This is a genomic window from Peribacillus sp. S4 (genome assembly GCF_046715815.1).
In the GTDB taxonomy this organism is placed as follows: Bacteria; Bacillota; Bacilli; order Bacillales; family DSM-1321; genus Peribacillus; species Peribacillus frigoritolerans.
The window spans coordinates 3,118,060-3,141,633 of record NZ_CP175708.1; the positions used below are offsets into that span (position 1 = coordinate 3,118,060).

The 23,574-nt window shown below is 39.2% G+C and carries 19 protein-coding genes and 3 pseudogenes; 3 read left to right on the top strand and 19 right to left on the bottom strand.

The genetic code is table 11. The annotated features are described in order from the left end of the window. Positions 1-7: 7 nt before the first annotated feature. The 13 genes and pseudogenes from ACJ9PY_RS14685 to ACJ9PY_RS14745 form a co-directional block, all read right to left on the bottom strand. Positions 8-1,192 (bottom strand): tyrosine-type recombinase/integrase, encoded by a 1,185-nt coding sequence (locus tag ACJ9PY_RS14685; protein ID WP_411738443.1) that lies wholly within the window; start codon positions 1,190-1,192, stop codon positions 8-10. A gap of 318 nt (positions 1,193-1,510) precedes the next feature. Next, a pseudogene (locus ACJ9PY_RS14690) lies at positions 1,511-1,670 on the bottom strand (flotillin family protein); the annotation flags it as partial. A 125-nt stretch (positions 1,671-1,795) separates the two neighbouring features. Further along, a complete protein-coding gene (locus ACJ9PY_RS14695) occupies positions 1,796-3,487 on the bottom strand; it encodes a lactate permease LctP family transporter (RefSeq protein WP_328138409.1) in 1,692 nt (563 codons plus the stop codon). A 622-nt stretch (positions 3,488-4,109) separates the two neighbouring features. Then, positions 4,110-4,577 (bottom strand): annotated as a pseudogene (locus tag ACJ9PY_RS14700) (IclR family transcriptional regulator); the annotation flags it as partial. Between the two features lie 10 nt (positions 4,578-4,587). Then, positions 4,588-5,367, bottom strand: coding sequence for a fumarylacetoacetate hydrolase family protein (locus ACJ9PY_RS14705; protein ID WP_411738444.1), 780 nt, complete (start codon positions 5,365-5,367; stop codon positions 4,588-4,590). A 24-nt stretch (positions 5,368-5,391) separates the two neighbouring features. Further along, positions 5,392-5,616, bottom strand: a pseudogene (locus tag ACJ9PY_RS14710) (NAD-dependent malic enzyme); the annotation flags it as partial. A gap of 224 nt (positions 5,617-5,840) precedes the next feature. Beyond that, positions 5,841-8,021 (bottom strand): malate synthase G, encoded by a 2,181-nt coding sequence (locus tag ACJ9PY_RS14715; RefSeq protein WP_411738445.1) that lies wholly within the window; start codon positions 8,019-8,021, stop codon positions 5,841-5,843. 292 nt (positions 8,022-8,313) lie between these two features. Further along, positions 8,314-9,780 carry an FAD-linked oxidase C-terminal domain-containing protein gene (locus ACJ9PY_RS14720; RefSeq protein ID WP_098186943.1) on the bottom strand — a complete coding sequence of 489 codons (1,467 nt, stop codon included), beginning with the start codon at positions 9,778-9,780 and terminating at the stop codon, positions 8,314-8,316. Continuing rightward, complete coding sequence (locus tag ACJ9PY_RS14725; protein WP_048679958.1) at positions 9,781-11,139, bottom strand: (Fe-S)-binding protein; 1,359 nt, start codon at positions 11,137-11,139, stop codon at positions 9,781-9,783. It lies immediately after the preceding gene. 2 nt (positions 11,140-11,141) lie between these two features. Continuing rightward, positions 11,142-12,470: an FAD-binding oxidoreductase gene (locus tag ACJ9PY_RS14730; RefSeq protein ID WP_411738446.1), complete on the bottom strand. Its 1,329-nt coding sequence runs from the start codon at positions 12,468-12,470 to the stop codon at positions 11,142-11,144. A 74-nt stretch (positions 12,471-12,544) separates the two neighbouring features. Then, positions 12,545-13,231, bottom strand: a complete 687-nt coding sequence (locus ACJ9PY_RS14735) for a FadR/GntR family transcriptional regulator (protein WP_411738447.1) — start codon at positions 13,229-13,231, stop codon at positions 12,545-12,547. A gap of 879 nt (positions 13,232-14,110) precedes the next feature. Further along, entirely contained in the window at positions 14,111-15,643 is a 1,533-nt protein-coding gene (locus tag ACJ9PY_RS14740) for a flotillin family protein (protein ID WP_098186946.1), read from the bottom strand. A gap of 20 nt (positions 15,644-15,663) precedes the next feature. Continuing rightward, a complete protein-coding gene (locus tag ACJ9PY_RS14745; protein ID WP_057277378.1) occupies positions 15,664-16,182 on the bottom strand; it encodes an NfeD family protein in 519 nt (172 codons plus the stop codon). A gap of 314 nt (positions 16,183-16,496) precedes the next feature. Between ACJ9PY_RS14745 and ACJ9PY_RS14750 the strand changes: the two genes are divergently transcribed. After that, complete coding sequence (locus ACJ9PY_RS14750) at positions 16,497-17,069, top strand: biotin transporter BioY (protein ID WP_048679976.1); 573 nt, start codon at positions 16,497-16,499, stop codon at positions 17,067-17,069. 262 nt (positions 17,070-17,331) lie between these two features. Here ACJ9PY_RS14750 and ACJ9PY_RS14755 read toward each other — a convergent pair whose 3' ends face one another. Beyond that, a complete protein-coding gene (locus tag ACJ9PY_RS14755) occupies positions 17,332-17,817 on the bottom strand; it encodes a YusW family protein (RefSeq protein ID WP_411738448.1) in 486 nt (161 codons plus the stop codon). Between the two features lie 100 nt (positions 17,818-17,917). Beyond that, positions 17,918-18,562 (bottom strand): PAQR family membrane homeostasis protein TrhA, encoded by a 645-nt coding sequence (gene trhA, locus ACJ9PY_RS14760; RefSeq protein WP_063575916.1) that lies wholly within the window; start codon positions 18,560-18,562, stop codon positions 17,918-17,920. Between the two features lie 159 nt (positions 18,563-18,721). On the opposite strand from trhA, the gene ACJ9PY_RS14765 reads away from it, so the two are divergent. After that, entirely contained in the window at positions 18,722-19,309 is a 588-nt protein-coding gene (locus ACJ9PY_RS14765) for a metalloregulator ArsR/SmtB family transcription factor (RefSeq protein ID WP_411738449.1), read from the top strand. 59 nt (positions 19,310-19,368) lie between these two features. On the opposite strand, the gene ACJ9PY_RS14770 is transcribed toward ACJ9PY_RS14765, so the two are convergent. The 3 genes from ACJ9PY_RS14770 to ACJ9PY_RS14780 form a co-directional block, all read right to left on the bottom strand. After that, a complete protein-coding gene (locus tag ACJ9PY_RS14770; protein ID WP_057277373.1) occupies positions 19,369-19,968 on the bottom strand; it encodes a cell wall hydrolase in 600 nt (199 codons plus the stop codon). Between the two features lie 106 nt (positions 19,969-20,074). Continuing rightward, a complete protein-coding gene (locus ACJ9PY_RS14775) occupies positions 20,075-20,650 on the bottom strand; it encodes a GNAT family N-acetyltransferase (RefSeq protein ID WP_098866637.1) in 576 nt (191 codons plus the stop codon). A gap of 39 nt (positions 20,651-20,689) precedes the next feature. Further along, positions 20,690-21,094 carry a secondary thiamine-phosphate synthase enzyme YjbQ gene (locus tag ACJ9PY_RS14780; protein ID WP_411738450.1) on the bottom strand — a complete coding sequence of 135 codons (405 nt, stop codon included), beginning with the start codon at positions 21,092-21,094 and terminating at the stop codon, positions 20,690-20,692. 181 nt (positions 21,095-21,275) lie between these two features. Between ACJ9PY_RS14780 and ACJ9PY_RS14785 the strand changes: the two genes are divergently transcribed. After that, the gene (locus tag ACJ9PY_RS14785; RefSeq protein ID WP_364284265.1) at positions 21,276-21,497 is read left to right on the top strand and encodes a hypothetical protein; all 222 of its coding nucleotides are present in this window, start codon (positions 21,276-21,278) and stop codon (positions 21,495-21,497) included. 187 nt (positions 21,498-21,684) lie between these two features. Here ACJ9PY_RS14785 and ACJ9PY_RS14790 read toward each other — a convergent pair whose 3' ends face one another. Beyond that, positions 21,685-23,574, bottom strand: a complete 1,890-nt coding sequence (locus ACJ9PY_RS14790) for a fructose-specific PTS transporter subunit EIIC (RefSeq protein WP_411738451.1) — start codon at positions 23,572-23,574, stop codon at positions 21,685-21,687.

Below are 23,574 nucleotides of genomic sequence, written 5' to 3' on the forward strand. Positions count from 1 at the left end.
AGGCTCCTTATTCATCTTTAGTTGATTTCCTGATTTTTCTCTTAGTAATATATTTTGCTGTTTCTTTTCTTTTTCTAGCATCGTAAGACTTAATATACTTATCAAGCGAATCGATACTGCTCCAGCCCATTTCCTCTTTGATGAATCCGTCTGTCACAATTCCTTCTTCCCTCTGCTCCAAAAGAAGCTGAGCCTTCGTACTTCTACCAGCATGAGTGATAATCTCTTTTGGGTCAAATCCAGCTCTTTCAGCAGCTTTTTTGAGTATTTTTAAAAAGTTTCTTTGTTCTAAGGGTGTTCCTGTTGTAGTACCCTGATGATTTAAGAAAAGATAATCAGAGGCATCTACGTCCGCTTCAAACCTGTCTGCTCTTATATAATCAAGAAGGTCACTGTTTAAGGATTCGCTTATATACAGGTCACGTTCTTTCGTTTTAACGGTGGCTTTATTTTCCACGTTCGGACTCTTTATTACTCGAAGGGTACCTTCGTGAAAATCATGATGATTAATATGGAGCCCTAAGCATTCCCCAATTCTCATACCCGTCTCTACCAAAATCCTGTATACTAGTTTGTCTCTTCTAGTCCGAAGCGAAGCAAGGATTTTTTCAACTTGAGCATCACTATACCACCTTAAATGACTTCGTTTTTCCTGGTATTTGAGACTACTTGTGATATTATCAGTATTTATTTCGAAATCATAAATTTGTCCATAAAGAAATTTTTTCTTTAAATGTTGCTTACCTTTTTTTTTATTTATCTTAACACCATAACCAATTGGGTTTCGAATTTGCTCCTCGTTTTCTAACCATTCATAAAAATTCTTTAAAACACTAACATATCCTTGAATAGAGTTTAACGAACGATTCCCCTCTAGTTTCACCATGACCTTATCACCGTAAAGTAAATATTTAATGAAATCTCTAATGATTTCATTGTTTTCAACTTCCCTGTAATGTGTATGGTACTTTACTTTCAGGAACCTTAAGTAAATTAAAAACTTATTAGCATAGCTACCTCCAGTCTTATAACTGTTTACACTAACATCCTCTATCCATCTATTAACTTCATAAAGTGGGATGTCATCCTCAGTAATATAATATTGGATTACTTCTTCCCCAAGATTAGGAATGTATTTAAGCCCTTGTTCAACTTTCAAACCATATTTCTCTCGGTTTTTCCTACCAGCCATTTAGGTTAACTCCCTTTTTTTTAGAAGGTTCTTTTCATGATGATAATATCTTATGTAGGTAAGTAGGTCCTTTATGTATGGTCCTCGAACTATCGTTCTGCGGAAACGCCTCCCGCTGTGGGCTACGTCCTCTTTTAAATACAATTATTATAAATTAATCCTATAAATTCCATTTATTACATAATGGTATATTATCAAATTATCTATTTTTTGTAAAGTGTACACCTCTTAAACTTGTACACTCATCGTATACTGCTAAGATAATAAAAATACCCTATGTACACTATTGTAAGTAGCGTGCACATAAGGTATAAAAAAGTCACGAACATCTTTAATCGTGAAACGATACGATAATGAGTCCCATTTTAACTAAGTCCTGCGAGGCAACCCTCTGTACTTCCTGGGAAAACTTTTCACGGTTTTTATAAATTTCCTCGACGGTCATCGAACCAAGGATGGAACGAAGATGCCCCTCCATGAAAAAACACCATTTAAAAGTCGTTTGACAAACTTGCGACTTTTAAATGGTGTTTTTCTTATTTTTATCAACTCATATTGATCTCATATTGACTCTAAATAAAGATATTTGCTTTGCAATCTTACTTAAGGAATCATCCAGGATAACACCCCATTCTGCAAATATGTCATGATTCCAACAATAATCACCAGTATAATACTATGCTTTATAGTGAATCGAAACAAATCAGATTCTTTCCCTGCTAGGCCTACTGCAGCGCAAGCTACTGCAATTGATTGAGGCGAAATCATCTTTCCGGTAACTCCGCCTGAAGAGTTCGCTGCCACTGCGAGCACCGGATCCATGCCTATTGAAGTAGCTGTAACTTTTTGCATGTTACCGAATAGTAAGTTGGCTGAAGTATCAGAACCAGTAATGAACACTCCTAGCCAGCCTAGTATAGGAGAGAAGAAAGGGAATAAAAATCCTGTTTTCGCCAATACCATCCCCATAGATGTGCTCATTCCTGAAGAGTTTGTTACATAAGCGTATCCTACAACAGAAGCGATTGTGATAATGGGAAATTTAAGTTCGTTTAGTGTTTCACCGAATGTAACTATCCAACCCTTCCAAGAAATTTTTACAATATATTTCGTAATGATTGCTGCAATCAGAACCGCTGTACCAGCAGCACCTAGCAATTCCAGCTTGTAAAAGGCAGGTATCGCTTCTCCCGCAGCGTTTATAATCTTATTATTTAATAATGGAACGTTAGGTATAAACGAAAATGCATGCCCTATAGAATTAATCATTGATAAAACAACATTTGTTCCTTCATAGTGTCCTGTTAGTGCCTGCTTTATGGTTGGAATTCCCCAAAGGGAGATTACTCCCGTTAAAACCAGGAATGGTGACCACGCTTTAAAAATTTGTCCGCCGGTATAAGTTAGCTTGTGTCCAGAAGGTTCATTTACAGCAAGTGTTGCAGCCATTTCTTGTTCGGCTGAAAAACGGAAGATGGTTTTCGGTTTCCAAAATTTAAGGAAAACTGCTAAAGCAAGTAATGAAACAAGAGCCGATAAAATATCCGGAAGTTCTGGTCCAAGGAAGTTAGAGCTTAAGAATTGTGTTACAGCAAAAGTAATACCAGTTACTAAAATTGCAGGCATGACTTCGAAGGCTTTTTTAAAGCCTGCCATAATCACGATTAAATAAAATGGTATGACTACAGATAAAAACGGTAATTGGCGACCAACCATTTTTGAAATCTCCATCGCAGAAATTCCGGTAGGTCCCTCAAGCGCAATAATTGGTGCTCCTATTGCACCAAATGCAACCGGTGCTGTATTGGCAATTAAACACAAGCCAGCTGCATATAAAGGATTGAATCCAAGACCAACAAGAAGTGCAGCAGAAATGGCAACAGGCGCACCGAAACCAGCGGCTCCTTCAAGAAATGCCCCAAATGAGAACGCTACCAATAGTGCCTGAAGTCGACGGTCTTCCGTAAGTGAAACAACTGAATTACGAATAATATCAAATTGTCCTGTTTTTACGGTTAATTTATAAAGGAAAACTGAACTGATAATGATCCAACCAATAGGCAAAACCCCGTATACTGCCCCGTGTGTAGCAGACATAATCGCCATTTGTGTTGGCATTCCAAATGCAATAACCGCCAACATCAAAGCAATTAATAGCGTCGTGAGCCCTGCCAGATACCCTTTCATTCTCTTCACTGCCAATGCCCAGAAGAAATAAAGTATTGGAATTACTGCCACGATAGCGGATAAAGCGAGGCTATCTCCTACCACTGTAAAGTTTTGTGTATATGTCATATTGTACCCTCCAATTTATAGTCCCTAAAAGTAACCGCTTACATATTTTTATTAAAATATGCTACCATTTCTTCTGCTCTAATTTACAAGAAAGTGAAAAAAATTTGAATCCACTGAAAATATTCAATTTTTTCGTGTTGTAAAGTCCGGATGTTTGTGATTTTATCTGGTTGCGTAATGATAAAATCATAATAGTGCTTGTCCGGTAAAGGGACTATAAAGTACTTTAAACCTTTAGTTACTAAAGGTTTATTGCGACTAAGGTGAGATATACAAAAAGAAATACGCTAGCAAATCTGCTGTCTTCTCTACATAATATTTCCCTTAACACTTTCTATCGGCATGATAACACTCTATAAGACAATTCCTCCTTTCTGTTTCGTATTAAGAAACAATGTTTCTGTAAGTTTGCGAAAAAACACTATTGTTTAATAACTATATAAGTAGTTGTTATATAACAAACACTAATCCTATTTTAATTATACAAATTATTGGTAAAATTTTAAAACCAATATCAAAATTTGCCCGATTATTTTGAAAAAAAGATATATCGGGCAAATTTTCTTTGAAAAAAAATTCTAAAAATATATTGGAAAGTAATTCCACTTTAAAATCCAAGCCTTGTTGGACCAGATATGATGACAGCAGCAATGACTTTCCCCGAATAAACGAAAATAGGAACGGCAATACAAGTAATTCCATATTCATTTTCTTCTAGATCCAATGCATAGCCTTTAATTCTAACCTGAATGAGTTCTTGAAGGAAATCATCTTTATTCGTAATCGTTTTGTCAGTATGCATTGGCATTCCCTTTTGCTCAAGAATGTTAAGCACGACATTAGATGGCAAATAAGCAAGAATTGCTTTGCCGACTGAAGTACAATGCATGGGTTCTCGTTTTCCAACTTTAGAGTGCATTCGCAGAGTTTCGTTTCCTTCTAGCTTTTCAATATACACCACTTCACCTTGGTCATAAACAACTAGATGGATAACCTTATTTGTGGTATTCTCCAGTTCTTGCAAGTATCGCCTTGCTTCCGATCTCAAATCAATTGATTCCAGCAATTTGGAACTAACCTCTAAAAATTTTTAACCGTACCTAATACGCTCTTGCACCTTCTTTAGCCGTAACAAATGTATTTCGAAGATTTCCAATTTCCTTTATTTCACATTCTATAACGTCGCCTGCGCCGACCAATTCTGCTCCAACAGGACTACCTGTTAAAATTACATCTCCCGGTTTAAGTGTCATAACTTTTGTCAGATAGGAAACCATTCTGCGAATTGGAATAATCATCAGTTCAGTTGCACTGTTTTGTTTTTCAACATCGTTCAGTTTTGCTTTGACCTTTACATTAAAAGGATCAAGTACGGTTTCAATAACAGGACCTAATGGAGTGAACGTGTCAAATGATTTACCAATTGTCCAGTGGCCATCCTGGTGGAAAAACTGAGGTGCTGTTACGTCATTTCCAACTGTGTATCCAAAAACATAATCCAGTACGTCGGATTCAGGCACATTTTTTGCCTCTTTACCAATGACAATCGCTAATTCGGATTCAAACTTTACTTCCTTGATCCCCTCTGGAATGATAATTTCATCCTCAGGTCCAATCACTGATGAAGTTGGCTTAAAGAAGAATACTGGAATTTCCGGGAGCTGTTCCGGAAGATCATCCACATTTGAAACGAAGTTTGCACCGATTCCAATGATTTGATTTGGTTCTAGGGGTGCAATAGACTTAACTTCACCCTGAGAAAATGTTTGGCCTGTATACTCCCAAGCACCAAAAATATCGCCCTTAATTACTCTTATTATACCTTTTTCTTTAACACCTGTATGAATGGAAGAATTAGCTATAAACCTAGTAAACTTCATTGTTTTATTGCTCCTCTCAGACTTCTATTTCGTTTTTTTTCTCGCAACACCAGACTGTATTGCTGCCTCTGCTACAGCATTGGCGACAGATTCTACTACTCGGTTGTCGAAAGCATTTGGTATTACATAATCATGTGTCAGTTCTTGCGGCTGAATTAAGTTTGCAATTGCATAAACCGCTGCCACTTTCATTTACTCATTAATTTCAGAAGCGAACACCTGAAGTGCCCCTTTAAAAATCCCTGGAAATTTCTACAGCTACTTTACATTTACATTTATTTTCCCTTTAGTACTCATATGAAGGTCTAGTGCTTTTTCCCGAAGGTCTTTCATAGCTTCAACTCCCCCAATCTGTTATCACTATTTAATAATGAAAGTTAGTTGTTGAAACTGCAGTACTTCAATTAAATTAGCAATATACTCTTTACATTGTAAATCGTGACGTTGTAAAAAATAGAATGTCCCCTAGTTGTTTATTGTTTTATAGCAAACTTTGCTTTAGCTTCAATGCGGCGACGATGCAATATTGGCTCAGTGTAGCCACTTGGCTGATTATAACCTTCAAAAATCAGGTCACATGCAGCTTGAAATGCCACCGAATCGTCAAAATTCGCAGACATTGAGCGATATGCAGCGTCTCCAGCATTTTGTTCGTCTACTACTTTAGCCATACGCTGAAGCGTCTCTAGCACTTGTTCCTTTGTTATGATACCGTGGTGTAGCCAGTTCGCCATGTGTTGGCTGGATATACGTAAGGTCGCACGATCTTCCATTAGTCCCACGTCGTTGATATCAGGTACTTTCGAGCAACCAACTCCCTGGTCCACCCAGCGAACAACATAACCTAGCATAGTTTGAGCATTGTTATCAATCTCTTCCTGTATTTCCTCCGGGCTCCAATTAGAATGTTTCGCAACTGGGAATTGTAAAATTTCATCCCTCAAGTCTCTAGATTCACTGATCTTTTCATTTTGGACCTTCGTTACATCAACTTGATGGTAGTGCAGTGCATGCAATGTAGCTGCAGTAGGTGATGGAACCCACGCCGTAGTTGCACCTGTTTTTACATGTCCAATCTTTTGTTTTAACATTTCATCCATCAAGTCCGGCATAGCCCACATACCCTTTCCAATCTGGGCACGCCCCTGGAAGCCGCTTACAAGGCCTGTATTAACATTCGATTTTTCATAGGCTTGCAACCAAGTGGATGATTTCATTTCACTTTTTCGAATCATTGCTCCCGCTTCCATAGAGGTATGGATTTCATCACCAGTACGGTCTAAAAATCCGGTATTTATGAATACTACCCGTTCCTTAACTTCGCTTATGCAAGCTTTTAAGTTTAAAGATGTGCGGCGCTCCTCATCCATAACACCAATTTTTAGAGTATTCCGTTTTAGACCGAGCAATTCCTCTACTTGATCAAATAGATGGTTGGCAAAAGCGACCTCTTTTGATCCATGCATTTTAGGTTTAACGATGTAAATGGATCCTTCGGATGTGTTTTGGTATGGGCCGTTTCCTAAAAGAGTATGTTTTCCAAGAAGACTAGTGATGATTGCATCTAAAATTCCCTCTTGGATTTCCTCCCCATTTTGATCTAAGATTGCATTATTCGTCATTAAATGACCTACATTACGAACAAACAAAAGTGAACGACCTGACAAAGACAATTCTTCTCCCGTCGGGGTCAAATAAATGCGATTAGGATTAAGAGTTCTTGTCGTTGATTTATTGCCTTTTATGAAGGTAGCAGATAAATCTCCTTTCATTAATCCTAACCAGTTACGGTAAATTAGAACTTTATCCTCGGCATCTACCGCAGTTACTGAATCTTCACAGTCCATAATCGTCGTTACTGCTGCTTCTAATAGAATATCTTTAACGCCAGCCTCGTCAGTTTTTCCGATTGGATGACTGAAATTGAATTGAATTTCAAAGTGCAGGCCATTATTTTTCAAAAGTACAGCACTTGGATTTTGTGGTTGTCCTTGATAGCCAGTTAATTTCGATTCGTCCTCAAGTCCTGTCGTTTCTCCATTTCGGAGTGCAACATTCAGCTTTCCAGACTCAATTGTGTATTTTACAGCATCTTTATGAGAAGCTTCCCTTAATGGAGCTGCTTGGTCAAGAAACTCTCTTCCAAACTCAATAACCTTCGCACCACGAACTGGGTTGTAGCCACCTTCTCGATGTGCACCATCTTCTTCACTGATTGCATCTGTACCATAAAGTGCGTCATAAAGGCTTCCCCAGCGGGCGTTGGCGGCATTGATTGCATAACGAGCATTATTAACTGGAACAACCAGTTGCGGTCCAGCTTGGATAGCTACTTCGGCATCCACACCTTCAGTGGTGATCTTGAAGTCTTCAGCCTCTGGTTCAAGATATCCAATTTCTTTTAAAAATGATTTATACTCTTCAAAATCAAAATCATTATTATTTTTTCGATACCAAGCATTTATTTGATTTTGAATCTCTTCACGATGTGCCAATAATTCCTTATTTTTAGGAGTTAATTCATTTATCAAATTTTCTAAACCAGACCAAAACTGATCACGATCCACTTCACTACCTGGTAGAGCTTCTGAATTAATAAATTCAAATAATTCCGTTGCAACTTGAAGATTCCCTGATTTAATATATTTTGTCACTATGAGTTCCTCCTTGTAAATCAAGATTTTATTTTAGATAATTCTTCTCTGGAAAAAAGTAATTTGTTCACTCTAGGATGTAATTATCCTAATTGCTCTGTTTGTTTGTTATTACAAAACCATGTTTCTTTATCTGTGTATAAAAACGATGGCACGATACCTGATATGGATTCGAATATTTCATAATATTATAATAATTTATATTTATCTCTAAACTTTAGCAAAAGGACTTTGCCACGAAATGAATTGGCTTCATCCGTTTTATGGACTGCGCCTTACTAGACAAACATATTTAAGATATAGCAGCTGCTTCTTTTTCTTTTAAATCTCTTTTTATCTCAACACAGCGTCCCGGCATCGGGAATAATTTCCCTGCATTTAAAAGGTTATGAGGATTGAATACTTCTCGAATATCTGTTTGTGCAATAATCTCTTCGTCAGAAAAGACGAAACGCATTTCCTCTATTTTTTCAATCCCCACTCCGTGTTCACCTGTAATCGTCCCCCCAACATCAGCACATGCTTTTAAGCAGGCACTACCAGCTGCCAGGGCCTTTTCGCTTTCCCCAGGGATTCTGGCATCGAAAAGAACAAGTGGATGTAAATTCCCATCACCCGCGTGGAAAATATTAGCGATTCGCAAACCATATTCTTCGCTGATTCGATTGATTTTGTTTAATACCTCGGGCAATTTGCTTCGTGGAATAACACCGTCCTGTACTAAATAGTCCGGTGAAATGGCTCCCATGGCACCAAATCCTGTTTTACGATTGGCCCACCATCTACCTCTTTCGAGTTCATCCTGTGCTACCTTCACTTCAAGTACATTTCTGTACTTACACACTTCCAAAATGTGATTAATTTGCTCTTCAATACCTACTGAGATTCCATCCACTTCAATGAGTAGGACAGCCTCAATATCACTTGGATGACCTACTGGAAAAGCAGCCGCCTCCACTCCTTCAATGGCTGTTTTATCCATCATTTCAAGGGCTGCCGGTACGATTCCTGCTGAAATTATATCAGATACGGCCTGACTTCCGTCCTCCACTTTATCAAAATAAGCAAGAACAGTTTGTTTCGCTTCCGGATTTTTCAATATACGAACAGTGATTTTCGTTACAATGCCTAATGTTCCTTCAGACCCTGTCAACAGACCGAGCAAATCATATCCAGGAGAATCAGGAATTCCATTTCCACCCATTTCTATAATTTCCCCGTTAGGAAGTACTACTTCCAGCCCTAGAATGTGATTCGTGGTTACTCCATACTTAAGACAGTGAGCCCCTCCAGCATTCTCTGCGACATTTCCGCCAATTGTACAACAATATTGGCTAGAAGGATCCGGAGCATAGTAATATCCTTTATCAGAGATAGAGTTCGTGAGTTTAAGATTGATAAAACCAGGCTGTACAACAGCACGCCTATTTTCGAGATCAACGCTTAATAGCTTCTTCATCCTGACCAGACTGATAATGACTTCTTCATTTAAAGGTATAGCACCGCCGCTTAATCCAGTTCCAGCGCCACGGGCTAGGAACGGCAGTTTATTTTCGGAACAATATTTAACTAGTTTGGCTACTTCCTGAGTATCTTTTGGAAACACAACCGCTTTAGGTAAGTGTCTATGAAGCGTAAATCCATCGCTATCATAGGCAAGCAGATCCTCTTTGTGAAATAGAATTGAATTGGCGTCGCCAACAATAGCTTCTAAATTCTTTATATGTCGATCATTCGATTTTATTTTTTTCGGTGCCATTTACTGTCCCCCCTTTAGATCATCCTCTTTTTGATAAGCCCAATCCAGAAGCTGAATTGTATGGACGACTTTTTGATTTCTACCATATTTCTGTACCCCCATTGCCATCTGAAGCATACATCCTGGGTTACCCATTGAAATCATCTCAACATCGCCTGGCACATTTTGCATTTTGCTTTCTAGCACGGCACCGGCCATTTCCGGATTAGTGATGTTATATATACCTGCACTTCCACAGCAGCGATCAGCGTTTGGCATATGTACCATTTCAACTCCTGGAATACTAACAAGAAGGTCTCTCGGTTCCTGGCGAATTCCTTGACCATGTGCTAAATGGCATGCGTCATGATATGTGATACGAGTGTTCAATTCAGCTTTTGGTATTTCATAGCCTGTTTCATGAATATATTTAGAGATGTCCTCGACCTTAGCGGAAAATTTTTCAGCTTTATCATGCCATTCAGGCTCTTCCCGAAACAATTCAGCGTATTCCTGAAGCATACAGCCGCATCCTGCTGCGTTAACGATGACTTTATCAGCATCCTTAAACGCTTCGATATTCTGTTTCGCCAGCTTTCTTCCAGTTTCACGGTCACCGGCATGAACATGTAAGGCTCCACAGCAAGTTTGGTTTTGCGGAATTGTCACATCATTTCCGTTTCGTGTTAAAACATTAATCGTGGACTGATTAATATCACTGAACATAACGTCCATCACGCAACCTGTCATAAACGCCACTTCTGCTTTAGTTTTTCCTAATGCTTTGATCACTTTTTCATTTTTGTATTTTTTGCGTACAGGCTCTTTAATTTCAGGCATAATTGCTTCCATCTCAATTAAATGCTGTGGCATAATATTCATTAACCCTATTTTGCGAACCACTTTCTGCAATCCGCTCTTCTGATAGAACTTTAATAAACTCCCCACTGTATTCAGTCTGTTTTGATGTGGGAACATTCCTTCAAGTACTAATCTACTTACTTTTCCTTTCACTCCTGTCAATGGAATCGCCTGTCGAATTTGTCCGCGAGCCTCTTCAATTAATCCTCCGACATCTACATTCGCTGGACAAGCAGTTGTACATGCACGACAGTCAAGACAAGCAAAAACAGGATCCATGAATTGCTCGTTCACCTCAAGCTTTCCTTCTGCTACTGATTTGATAAGATGAACACGCCCACGGGGAGAATGCTGTTCCTGGCCTGTTAGCTCATATGTTGGGCAGGATTCCAAACACATACCACAATGTACGCAATCTGCCCATTTGTTTTCATCAGGCTTATCACTCCATAGATAGTTGCTTAAGCTATTAGATGTACATGATGGATCTTGCTTTATATCAACTTCTCTCAGACTCACTATTAAATCCCTCCCACGAATCTTTTATTATTAAGTACTCTATTAGGATCGATCTTTGTTTTAATTCCTTCTAACAAGAAGAAATGTGATGGTTTTTCACCCCATACATCTATTTGCTGACGGAGCGTTAAAGGCAGATGCTTCGCAATCACATAACCACCCAATGCTTCGACGGATTTTCTGAGCTTTAATATTATCTGTGTTAATTCTTCATCTTCAGTTCCCTTTAGGTTAACCTGGCATATTCCATGACCTAGTCCACCATGTGCTTCTACTGTAAGAGTACTAGAGTGATGTAAAATGTGGCTTTCTTTAATGACCTTCAAAACATCTAGGTTAACAACGCCTATTTTCAATGCCGCTTCTATCTGATTTCCACTAGCAAGTGTTGCCCCATTTGGAGAAATCGAATAAAATTTTTCCCAAAAAGCTTGTGCCTGATTTTGTGAAAGCACTGTCATTTTTGCGGTAGAAGGTTGGATGTTTTTTACAAAATCCTCCTGGTAATGAACAGAGCTCTCCACATCTTCAAATGAAATTGCTAAGGTATAAACGTTTTGACCCGTTAACCTTTCCGATAAAGCAGGATTTATCAGTTCCAAAGCGATTGGTTCCATCACTGAATCCAACAACTTAACTGCTAGTGACCGAACTTCTTCGAGATTTCCATTGGGAAACACTAACAGTCCAAGGCTTTCGTACTTTGGTATTGGTCTAAGCTTCAAAGTCACTTCAGATAAAATACCAAGTGTACCCATCGATCCTATAAAAAGTTTGTTCATATCGTACCCAGCAACATTCTTTACTACATTTCCCCCAGCTCTTATGATACTGCCATCCGGGTAAATCAAGCGAAGTCCTATTACCACATCTCTGGAAGAACCATAACCCAATCTTTTGGGACCGCTTTCATTTGAAGCAATGATTCCGCCAATTGTCGCATCTTCAGGCCATACAGGGTCCAGCGAAACCTTCTGATTATGTTGTGCCAAATATTCTTGCAATTCTTTAAATGAAGTACCCGCTTTAACCGTTAATGTCATATCTCCTACAGTATGTTTGACAATTCCTTTATATTTCGATAATGAGAGTAAGATATCAGCTGTTTCAATCAATCCTCCAAAACCTCTCTTGGTTCCGCCTCCTACCACCGTTATTTTTTTCCCTTTATCGTTTGCATACTTTAAAATACTTGCTATTTCTCCCTCTGTTTTCGGGTAAACAGATACCTGACCACCATTCCCAAGTGGATGTCTTTGGTTTTTCCCATCAACTATTTGCACATCAGGTAAAAATGACTTTAAATCTGATAGAAGATCCGCTACGATCAAAACCCACGCCTCCTTTTTGTTTCGTAATAACTAACATCGTTCCTATATTGTTGCAAAAAAAAACATTTTAAACTTCATACCTTTTGTAAAATATTGTTTTGCAAAATTTCTTCAACATATTGTAAGTGGCTAATCATCGACTGATTAGCTTTTATAGGGTTCCCCATCTTTATTGATTCATAGATTTTATCATGTTGTTCATCCATCGTTTTTACGATGTTCTCATTCTCTTGAATATACCTGTGAAAATCAATCATTGCCTTCTTCATGGTGGTTGAAATGGTTTGCACTAATTGGATCAGGCTTTTGTTTCCTGTCGCATTAGCAATCGCCATATGAAAGTGGTAGTCCCCTTCCCAGCCATTGATACAGAGGTTTAAAAGGATTTCTTCCATACGTACCAAATCTTGTACCGACCGATTGGAAGCAGCCATTTCCGCAATACCTGTCTCCAATATTTTCCTGACTTGAAATAAGTCTTTTATGTCTTCACAGCTGGGGATTAACATATGGTTGGTAAACAATTTTGCGGAATCAAATTCGCAAATGTATGTACCTTCCCCTTGTTTCACGTAAACAGTACCTTTTCCTTTAAGTGTTGTGATTGCATCTCGGACAGCGGAACGTCCAACACCGAATAAATCACATAATTCCCTAACGGAAGGTAGCTTTTCACCTGACTGGAATTTGCCAGACTCAATCATCTTCTCTATTTCTTCTTCGACTGTTTCCGATACTTTCTTGGTGAATATTTTCCCCATATTTACACACCCATCCTCTATCCTTTCAGACATCACATATCCGATAAGTTATATTCTTACATTTATTAAAACACCTTCCAATATATATTTCAACAAATAATTCAGAATTTAACAAATAATTAAAAAATATTTATTATAGATTATTGGAGACATACACGATAGCCAGTCCGAGCTTTACTGTTTCTTAATGCACTAAACGTTGTTTCACCAGCACACATAAGTGGTGCTGCTTCTAATACAGATAATTCATTCGCCTTTAGACGGAATCTGTATAGCTTTCATAATTTCCATCACATATTAGCTCCTACAGTTTAGTAATGGAATTTTTGAAAATAAGATAAAAAATAAAATAGTTAATTGTTTAATAGAATGTTAAGTTACCTTTATTAAGGTCTGTTTTTTTAGATTAGTGATTTCAAAAACTGCCTGATCAGCTGCCAGGAGTGCACCTTCAATATGTCCACCATATTGTGAATATTATATTGCTGATAGTGTCATTTACGATGATGAATCTTATTTTGTCGATAAAATGTATGATTTTGCATTCAACAAAGCATCCTACCTAGCAAAAACAAAACGAGATTTCTCTGCATATGTTGATTTAAATACGTTGACTAAGTAGGTTTAAAGAAAAGACTTGTCTTTAAATACGTTACTAAGTTTAAGTATTAAGTACATCCAAATATCGGTTTCAAACATTAAGTAATAGCGAAAACTAAAAACGAATTTAGGCTTTATTAAAAAGCAAAAAATAAACAACCAATCATCCTTGGTTGTTTATTCTCTATAAGTAAGTCCAATAACCTATCTGTATTGGTAATACATCAGGTTAAATTTCATTCGATGAACAGTATGATTTACCTTTTATTTTTTTCTCTGTTACTCTTCCTTGCCTGCTGCCATATTCATGCTCGCTTCGACATTCTCCTGGCTGATGGTGGTGAATGGTAAATTTCGTTTTCCTGAGAAATTCTCAAGCAAGTCTTTGACATCAATTCCCGAAGATGCTTTTAATGACTCCTGTAAGGATGCCATTAAATCCGTTGCATATCCAGTAACTTTATTAGCCCCGCCATTCGCACCGCTTCCGCCTGTGTCCACTACAGTGATCTTGTCGATATTACTAAGCGGGCTAGCCACTTGTTTTGCATATTCCGGCAGCATTTTCAAAATCATGTCCATTACAGCGGCTTGCCCGAACTGTTCAAAAGCTTCAGCTATTTTCTGCTTGGCTTCTGCTTCTGCTACCCCTTTTAACCTGATGATTTCCGCTTCTGTGGTACCTTGTGCCCTTTGGGCGTCCGCTTTAGCAAGACCGTCCATACGAACGCGTTCCGCTTCCGCTTTCGCCATGGCTTCAATTTTATACTTATCGGCATCCGCTTCTGTAATCTGTTTCATCTTGTTGGCGGAGGCTGCCTGCTCTACCGCATAACGGTCGGCATCGGCCTTTTTCTTCACTTCTGAATCATATTGCTTTTCACGGCGGAGGATTTCTTTTTCCTCCAGCTCAATTTGCTTCTGCCGTTCGATGATCCTGATTTGCATTTCCTGTTCGGTTACATCCTGCTTAGATCTGGCCGTTTCAAGATCGTACGCTTGGTCAGCCCGTGCCTTGGCAATATCCTGCTCACGACGGAATTCCGCAACCTTTAGCTTGTTAATTTTTTCGGCTTCGGCTATTTCAGTTGCCCTTTCAAGTTCGGCACGCTGCGCTTCCTTCGAAGCTTCGGCTCGCTTGATTCGCGTTTCTTTCTCTGCATCGGCGGTAGCTATATCGGCATCCCTCTTCACCTGTGCAATCCTAGGCTTTCCGAGCGATTCAAGATATCCATTTTTATCCCGAACATCTTTAATCGTGAACGATACGATGATGAGTCCCATTTTAGCTAAGTCCTGCGAGGCTACCCTCTGAACTTCCTGGGAAAACTTTTCACGGTTTTTATAAATTTCCTCGACTGTCATCGAACCAAGGATGGAGCGAAGATGTCCTTCCAATACTTCCCGCGCTTCCTGTTCACGGTCATCTTTCGATTTACCAAGGAATTGCTCTGCAGCTGTGGCTATATCGGTGATTGAACCGCCAATCTTGATGATCGATACACCATCTGCCATGACCGGAACTCCCTGTTCTGTATATACTTCGGGAGTGGAGACCTCAAGCTTGCTTGACAATAAGCTTAGTGGTTCCGCTTGCTGGAAAACCGGGAGAACGAAAGCTCCCCCGCCTCGGACGATTTTAATTTTATTTCCTGATTCATCAATGTGAACATTTTTGCTTCCTAAGTAGCTTCCGGTCACGATTAATGCCTCATCAGGACCAGCCGTGCGATATTTCGTAACAAAGACAGCAATAAGTGCGATAAATAAAACTGCAACTATGGCGACAACTATCCAAATCAAATCAAACATACCTTACCTCCTACACTTTTTTAATCCTGGTGGGGCATAACATAGATAACCCCATTTTTAACTTCGATGATCAAGACCTTTGTATCCGAAACAATTCCTTCATTCTTATAGCTGGCCGCAGTTTTGGCGATGCTTCCACTGATGCTTTCTATCAGGACTTCCCCAAACCCGTCAACGGGGATTGATGTGAGAACCCTGCCGACCCTTCCTCTCAGGTCATTATCATGAAATGTCAAACTTTCTTCCGCTGATGAGATGGGAATCAAAACAAATACATTCAGTAAAGTGACGATGGTAAATGAAATGATGAGGGAAATGCCGGCACATAATCCAGCATTAAGCCCTGAAAGCGATTCAAGTAAAAAACCACTCGCAAAAAACACGGTCAAAAAGCAAAAAATGAGCGTAGGATTAAATATATCCGGTAATTCAAGGCCGGAAAATATATCATTAAACAAGATAAATAAGAATGTTAACCCCCCGAATATAATTAATCCATATAAATAGACTGTTTCTAATGGAACTCCAAATAACTCCATCTCTTTCATCCTTTAAATTCGATTTTTCCAAGCCGCATACTACTTTAATGGCCTAGGATAAGCGTTTTACCAACATTAATAATCTATGGTTATAATCCCCTCCATTTAGTTCGCTTACCATTCATACGATTGATGGATTCAAAAAGTTTCATTTATTTTCCAAGTTTTGAATTTCATCCTTGTAAAACCCTGTATTCTCTAGGACCATTATTGAAATAAAATGCATAATACCATTGACAGTGTTTACTTAACATATTAAAATTCTTTATATGTTAACTCGTTACATATCCAGGTTTACATTAGGAGGAAACACGATGAAGGAGCGTCATGAGAAGTTAAGAATGATGATGGTTACAGCATTATTTGCAGCACTTATAGGAATACTTGCCCAAATTACAATTCCACTGCCCTTAGTTCCGATTACAGGACAGACTTTAGCTGTTGGACTGGCAGCAACAATACTGGGTTCACGTTATGGAACCTCTTCCGTTTTATTATACTTGTTCATAGGGGCAGCGGGAGTACCGGTTTTCGCTGAAATGTCTGGGGGACTAGCTAAAATATTCGGTCCGACTGGCGGTTATTTATTATCCTATATCCCGACAGTATATATAACGGGTCTGATATTGGAAAAAACCCGTTTCTCCGTTGCAATGGCTTTCGTTGCAAATACAATCGGGATGATAATTACTTTGGTAATCGGTACGGTTTGGTTAAAATATATGAGTTCATTATCTTGGCCAGTAGCATTTGCCAGCGGTTTTGCACCATTTATAATCGTAGGCGTTTTAAAGGCATTCCTTGCATCTTGGCTTGGCATTACAATCCGTTCAAGGTTAGCGTCGGCTAATATGCTGCCAAAAAAAAATGCACCAATATCCCAATGATGGGTAAATCAAGAGAGGATACCGCTTATGGCATCCTCTCTTTTCTTCTATATTCAACTTCCAGAATACTGCAAAAAAAAAGACTCTTAAAAAAGAATCTTTTTTGCAAGTGTTTATTGCGGTCCTATCCCCATAAGTCCGAATATGAATAGCAAATGTATATTATCCCCTTTGCTAACCGTAATCATTTTACTATAGGAACAGTAATTTGACAACTATTGAAGGCACACAGAAACATGCAGAATATCGTTACGGATTTTAGTTACATATTACTCACTTTATATTCTTTTTTCGTACCATCATCGAAAACGACCTCTAAATCAAATTCTTGATAGCCATCCTTCAAATTAAAAGCTTTTGTCACTTCTTGAATGACTTCCTCATCTGTTGAATCTTTAGTGAATGTCAATTTTTCTAGAATCGGGGTCAGCTCTTTCATTGCTTCATCACCGTGAACTTCGTGTTTGTTAAGCTTATCCTCGATTGAAGCTTCTGTTTGGGCTCCCATTGTATCATATTCAGCTTCGTATTCGTTATCATTGCCGGTATAATCCACTTCTAATTGAAAATCCTTATATGTGAAAGGCAGTTTTTCATTATTATCCTTGCCTGTTTCAGGATTATTTTCAGCTTGATTTTTATTTTCCTGAACCGGGGGGTTTTTCACTTCATCTTTTTCTTCGCCGCATCCAGCCAAAACAAGCATAGCGGCAAACGGCACTGATAATATTTTGATTGATCTCCCCATTAGTTTTTTCCTCCTTTAGTTTGTATACCTTACTTATTTCCTAATGGGGGTCATTTAAAACCTCAACCAATCTCTCAAATACATCAAATCGGCCAAGTTATCATTGTGGAAGGATATAAAACAATACCGCAAAAAAGTGTGTGGCAGTTCCCCCAAGCACGAATACATGCCAAACCGCGTGATGGAACGGAAAACCCCGCCAAACATAAAAGATGGCTCCGAACGTATAAAGCAATCCCCCTGCAATCAGTAGCTGGATACCCGCTGCAGGCATCGTAGCTGTAAGTGGTCCCCAAACGATAACGATCATCCACCCCATGGCAATATAAAGGATCGTCGAAAGGAAGAGGAATTTTTTCACATAGAAAGCTTTGAAGACGACGCCAATGATTGCAACTCCCCAAATGATACCTAGCAGTGTCCAGCCCAGTGACCCTTTGATCACAAGAAGCATGATTGGCGTGTATGTTCCTGCAATGAATATATATATGGCTGAATGATCAAAGATTTCAAAAATATCCTTTGTTTTACCTTCTGGAAAACTATGCACTAAAGTGGAAGAGACGTATAAAAGAAGCATGGAAACACCATATATGACCGAAATGACTACATTCCAAGGCGATCCTGTTTGGGCTGAGAATATGATTAAAAACACAAGTGCGGCAATACTCAACAAAACGCCGACACCGTGGGTTATCGCATTGACCACCTCTTCTTTTCTTGTATAAACATGAGTATTGGCCATGTTACAGCTCCTTAATTCCGGATTAATTTTTTTAGTATTCCCCTAAAGTATACATCAGATCTTCCAAGCAATATAGAAAAGTGAATAGTAACTTGATTAACTGCCACTAATTAGATTATTATCTAATTAGATGTTAATCTAATTATGAGGGGGGATAAAGTGCAATTAGAAAAATTGGTCGCTTTCCACAAGACGATTGGTGATGTGACAAGGATCAGGATAATATCCATCCTGGCAAACGGTCCACAACACGGACAGGCACTTGCAGGTATACTAAAATTGACGGCTCCGACCATCTCACACCATTTATCGAAATTGAAAGACATTAATTTAGTGAAGGACCGGAGGGAAAAAAATACGGTCTATTATTTTTTGAATGAAGATGTCCTGCAGCATTATTCGTCAGCATTGCCTAAAATGGTTTCAACTAAGGGGGACTCCAGTAAAATGGAAAATCAAAAGCTGATTTTAGAACATAAAAAGATCCTTGAAAACTTTTATACTCCAGATGGTCGACTAAAAACTATACCAGCACAAAGAAAAAAGAAAATGATCGTTCTTCATCATATTGGAAGCCTTCTGGAAAAGGGACGTAAATATCCAGAAAAAGAACTGAATGAATTCATCCAGTCTTTCCATGATGATTATGCAACGATAAGACGTGAACTCATTATCGGAAGCATCATGTACCGCGAAAACAGCATTTATGAGCTGAATCCCCGCGAAATGTGGGCTGATATCATTTAACGGTTTTCTAAAAAAAAGAACCGGTCTCCCATTTGGAAAACCGGTTCTTAAGATGCAGTTTAGATGGCAAAATGGTGCCCGCCGATAATTTTTATTACCTCTAATTGTTTCATCCATTCGCTGTCCGAAATACTTGGATTCCAAAAATACAAGGCATCATTTGTGTAGCCATGAATAGCCAATGCTTCATTGACAGCTCTCTTGGCATCCTTTCCTGCCGGTTTGTTTATACTGCCATCACCAACAGGCGAGAATTGGTTTTTTTGATAAATCACTTCCCGGACCGTATCAGGGAATTCATTGCTATCAAGGCGATTCAAAACAACTCCCGCCACCTCGACCTTTCCTCTGTATGGTTCCCCTTTGGCTTCTGCATGCACAAGCCTTGCTAATAATTCTTTATCTTTATCATTCATTACATGTGGAATAATCAATGTTTTACCAGGTTCGGCAACATTATTTACGTTATGATTGACTTCTTTTAACTTACCGATTGGAACACCGTGCTGCTTTGCAATATCCCAAATCGATTCACCTTGTTTAATGACATGTTTAGTTGCCCCATCAGAAGCTTTAGTTGTCGTTCCCTTAGGAAAAGCTATACCAAGTACGATGACACTTAGAGTCATTATCACGGATATTAATACTGATAATTTCATCCTGTTACCTCCTCGTTAAGCACCTTCCTAGGATAACAGACCATATTGGAGAAAACAGTGCTAAATTTTTTCCAAGGAAATGCAGGAAATATTTTCACGTTTCAATTTACCTTTGAAATTTTAATGATTCCCACTCTTCCCGCAGTATTCCCATTCTGATTGAATCATAATAATAACCATCATGATAGCGGCATTTTCTCATTCTTCCCTCTACTTGCATTCCTACCTTTTTCCCAACTGCGATCATACGTTCATTACCTGACCAAGTTGTAAGTCCAACCCGCTCAATCTCCAGGTTTTCGAATAAATACCCACTGAACATCATTAATGCTTCTGTCCCATGACCGCCATTCCAATACTGGGGATCAAAAATAGTAATTCCGATTTCAAGCCAGCGTGAAGGTTCATGTTCCCAGTAATATACAACAGATCCTATAATTTGATCGTTTTTTTCCATTAATAGCTCGGAGTAAGTCCCGATTTTTTCATCATAGGTTTTATGCTTCGTTTCTTTTTCGATAAACGTATGGAAATCAATGAGTTCAAGAGGGAGATAAGGTGCATCCCACTTTTTCCATTCCGGATCGGTTTCGCCATATTTCAGGCTCCATAAACGTTTTAAATCGGCTTGTTTTACATTCCTCAATATGACTTTGCTACCTTCAATCCGAACATCGTCCACTCCGCTTCCTCCCACTTCATCCATGCTGAACCTTCCATTTTACTGGTCGACACATAATTTAATAAAATATTGCCTTTCTCTTGGACCATCGAATTCACAAAAATACACACCCTGCCAAGTACCAAGGACTAAGCTCCCTTTATGGATGATCACCTGTTGTGAAGAACCAACCGTACTTGATTTCAAATGGGCAGCCGTGTTTCCTTCCATATGTAAATCCAATGTATGATTCCATGGGTGCTGCTCATCCAATCTTCTTAATATATCCTTTTTGACATCGGGGTCAGCATTTTCATTGATCGTGATCCCTGCAGTCGTATGTGGACAATATATAAGAGCTACACCCTCTTGAATCCCCTTTTCCTTGATGAATGCCTGTACTTCTGACGTAACATCAATCATATCATCCCTTTTCACCGTTTTTAAGGTATTTTTCTTCAGCATGTACATTCACTCCTTTTATTCATTTTAATACTCCTTTACCCATAAACATAAATATTAATGCTTTCTTAAACCATGCACGACAAAACATAAGGAAATCTTATCGATGACAATCAAAAAAAGCATCCTTATTGATCTTTTTATTTTAAAATTGGATATATAAGGAATTGGGAGGAGTAGCAAAATGAACTTCCTTTTTAAGTCAATCGACCATTACCAATTAGCATCTCCTAATACCGAGGACCAATCAAGGAAGTTTTTCACTGAGATACTAATGTTCCGGGAAGTGAAAAAGCCCCTGTCATTAAGTTCCAATGGCGGGTTATGGTTCGAATCGGGATCGATTAAGATTCATGTCGGAACGGAGGATCATTTCATTACGCAAGAAAAGCGCTCCAGCACTTGAAGTTAAAAATCTCAACGAATTTAAACAACATTTTAATGACTAAGCATATTTCTTTTACAGTAGATGGGAGGTTGCCCGGTGCGAACCGTATATATTTAACCGATCCCTTCGGCGGGATCGAAATATTGGAATGGAAGTAATAAAAAGCGGGTCCATTTATCTCGGACCCGCTTTTGTAGTATATTTATTATTGTTTCTTTTTCCAGATTCCCAATATTAAAGCGGTAATGAGGGCTCCTATTAAAATCGCCAGCAAATAGCGGAAAGGATGGTTGACTAGGGGGATGACGAATATACCCCCATGCGGCGCTGGCAATGTTACTCTAAAAGCCATTGACAGCGCTCCTGCCGTCGCTGACCCAATAACACTGCTGACAATAACCCGCAATGGATCCGCCGCCGCAAAAGGAATGGCTCCCTCTGTAATGAACGAAGCACCCATGAAGTAATTAGTGAAGCCGGATTTCCTTTCCATTTCACTGAATTTACTTTTAAAGAATGTAGTTGCAAGTGCGATTCCAAGAGGAGGAACCATTCCACCAGCCATAACTGCAGCATGCGGTCCGAAACTTGATGCTTCAATGGCTGCAATCCCAAAAGTGAATGCCGCTTTATTTAAGGGGCCTCCCATATCCACAGCCATCATGCCCCCAAGAATTAAGCCGAGGAATATTGCGTTCGTGCCGGATAAGCCCTGCAGCCAATTGGTCAGGCCCGTGTTAATTGCTGTTACTGGTTCATTTACGAGAAATATCATGATAAACCCTGTAATTAACATTCCGAATACAGGATAGAGTAAAACCGGTTTAATGCCGTCAAGTGTTTGCGGTAACTTGGAAAACAATTTTCTTAATAGTAAGACGACATAACCTGCAAGGAAACCGGCGATCAGTCCGCCAAGAAAACCGGCATTAGCCTGTGCTGCCAATAATCCACCTACCATACCAGGGGCAAAACCTGGACGGTCGGCTATACTTGAAGCAATGAATCCAGCGAGTACTGGGATAAGCAAGAAGAAGGCACCATTTCCCCCGCCAATATCACTTAGTGCTTTGGCAATGGGATTATAATCCGAATTTGCCGGATCGGCTGCCTCGATTCCAAAAAAGAAAGAAAGCGCAATCAAGATTCCGCCCCCGACGACAAATGGAAGCATATTACTTACACCATTCATTAAGTGCTTGTAAATCCCCAATCCTCCCTTAGCTGAATCACCTTCATCACTTTTACCATTTCCAGTTCCTTTGTAAACAGGTGCATCCTGATTCATGGCTCTGGTTAACAGTTCCTCGGTCTTCCGGATCCCCTGGGCAACAGGGACAATAATGACATGTTTTCCATTAAAACGATCCATTTCCACCTGCTTATCAGCCGCAACAATAATGGCATCCGCCTCTTCAATTTCTGCGGCGGTTAAACCATTTTTAATACCTGTGGAACCATTTGTTTCTACTTTGAAATCGATTCCCATTTCCTTCGCTTTAGCCTTTAACGCATCGGCAGCCATATAAGTATGGGCAATTCCTGTTGGACAAGCTGTAACGGCAAGGATTTTACCTCCTTTATCGTTACTGCTGGAGCCATTACTCAATTGCTTTTCTTCACTTTCTTCTTCATAAGCTTCCATTTCTTTTTGATTGATTATCTCCAACACTTCCTCACCAGAAGAAGCAGAAATCAATCGGGCCCTGAATTTATCATCCATCAGTAACGAAGAAAGCCTGGAAAGAGTTTCCAAGTGATCTGCATTCGCTCCTTCACTGGCAGCAATCATAAAGAACAAATGGGCCGGCTGTCCATCAAGCGATTCATAATCCACACCACTGACCGATTTGCCGAAACAGATGGCAGGTATCTTTACAGCATTTGTTTTTGCATGCGGTATGGCTATCCCTTCACCAATCCCGGTTGTGCTTTGTTCTTCACGTTTTAAGATGGCAGCTTTGAAACCATCCACATCATTTAACCTGTCTGCCTCGGCTAACTTTCCTGATAGTTCATCAATGACTTCTTGCTTTGTAACACTTTGCAGATTGATTATGATTGTATCCAATTTTAACAAGTCTGTAATTTTCAT

What these genes read in the sequence shown, in the direction of transcription:
- ACJ9PY_RS14685 (WP_411738443.1), bottom strand. Translation starts at nt 1,192, where the DNA reads ATGGCTGGTAGGAAAAACCGAGAGAAATATGGTTTGAAAGTTGAACAA.
- ACJ9PY_RS14695 (WP_328138409.1), bottom strand. Translation starts at nt 3,487, where the DNA reads ATGACATATACACAAAACTTTACAGTGGTAGGAGATAGCCTCGCTTTA.
- ACJ9PY_RS14705 (WP_411738444.1), bottom strand. Translation starts at nt 5,367, where the DNA reads ATGAAGTTTACTAGGTTTATAGCTAATTCTTCCATTCATACAGGTGTT.
- ACJ9PY_RS14720 (WP_098186943.1), bottom strand. Translation starts at nt 9,780, where the DNA reads ATGGCACCGAAAAAAATAAAATCGAATGATCGACATATAAAGAATTTA.
- ACJ9PY_RS14735 (WP_411738447.1), bottom strand. Translation starts at nt 13,231, where the DNA reads ATGGGGAAAATATTCACCAAGAAAGTATCGGAAACAGTCGAAGAAGAA.
- ACJ9PY_RS14740 (WP_098186946.1), bottom strand. Translation starts at nt 15,643, where the DNA reads ATGTTTGATTTGATTTGGATAGTTGTCGCCATAGTTGCAGTTTTATTT.
- ACJ9PY_RS14745 (WP_057277378.1), bottom strand. Translation starts at nt 16,182, where the DNA reads ATGGAGTTATTTGGAGTTCCATTAGAAACAGTCTATTTATATGGATTA.
- ACJ9PY_RS14750 (WP_048679976.1), top strand. Translation starts at nt 16,497, where the DNA reads ATGAAGGAGCGTCATGAGAAGTTAAGAATGATGATGGTTACAGCATTA.
- ACJ9PY_RS14755 (WP_411738448.1), bottom strand. Translation starts at nt 17,817, where the DNA reads ATGGGGAGATCAATCAAAATATTATCAGTGCCGTTTGCCGCTATGCTT.
- trhA (WP_063575916.1), bottom strand. Translation starts at nt 18,562, where the DNA reads ATGGCCAATACTCATGTTTATACAAGAAAAGAAGAGGTGGTCAATGCG.
- ACJ9PY_RS14770 (WP_057277373.1), bottom strand. Translation starts at nt 19,968, where the DNA reads ATGAAATTATCAGTATTAATATCCGTGATAATGACTCTAAGTGTCATC.
- ACJ9PY_RS14780 (WP_411738450.1), bottom strand. Translation starts at nt 21,094, where the DNA reads ATGCTGAAGAAAAATACCTTAAAAACGGTGAAAAGGGATGATATGATT.
- ACJ9PY_RS14785 (WP_364284265.1), top strand. Translation starts at nt 21,276, where the DNA reads ATGAACTTCCTTTTTAAGTCAATCGACCATTACCAATTAGCATCTCCT.
- ACJ9PY_RS14790 (WP_411738451.1), bottom strand. Translation starts at nt 23,574, where the DNA reads ATGAAAATTACAGACTTGTTAAAATTGGATACAATCATAATCAATCTG.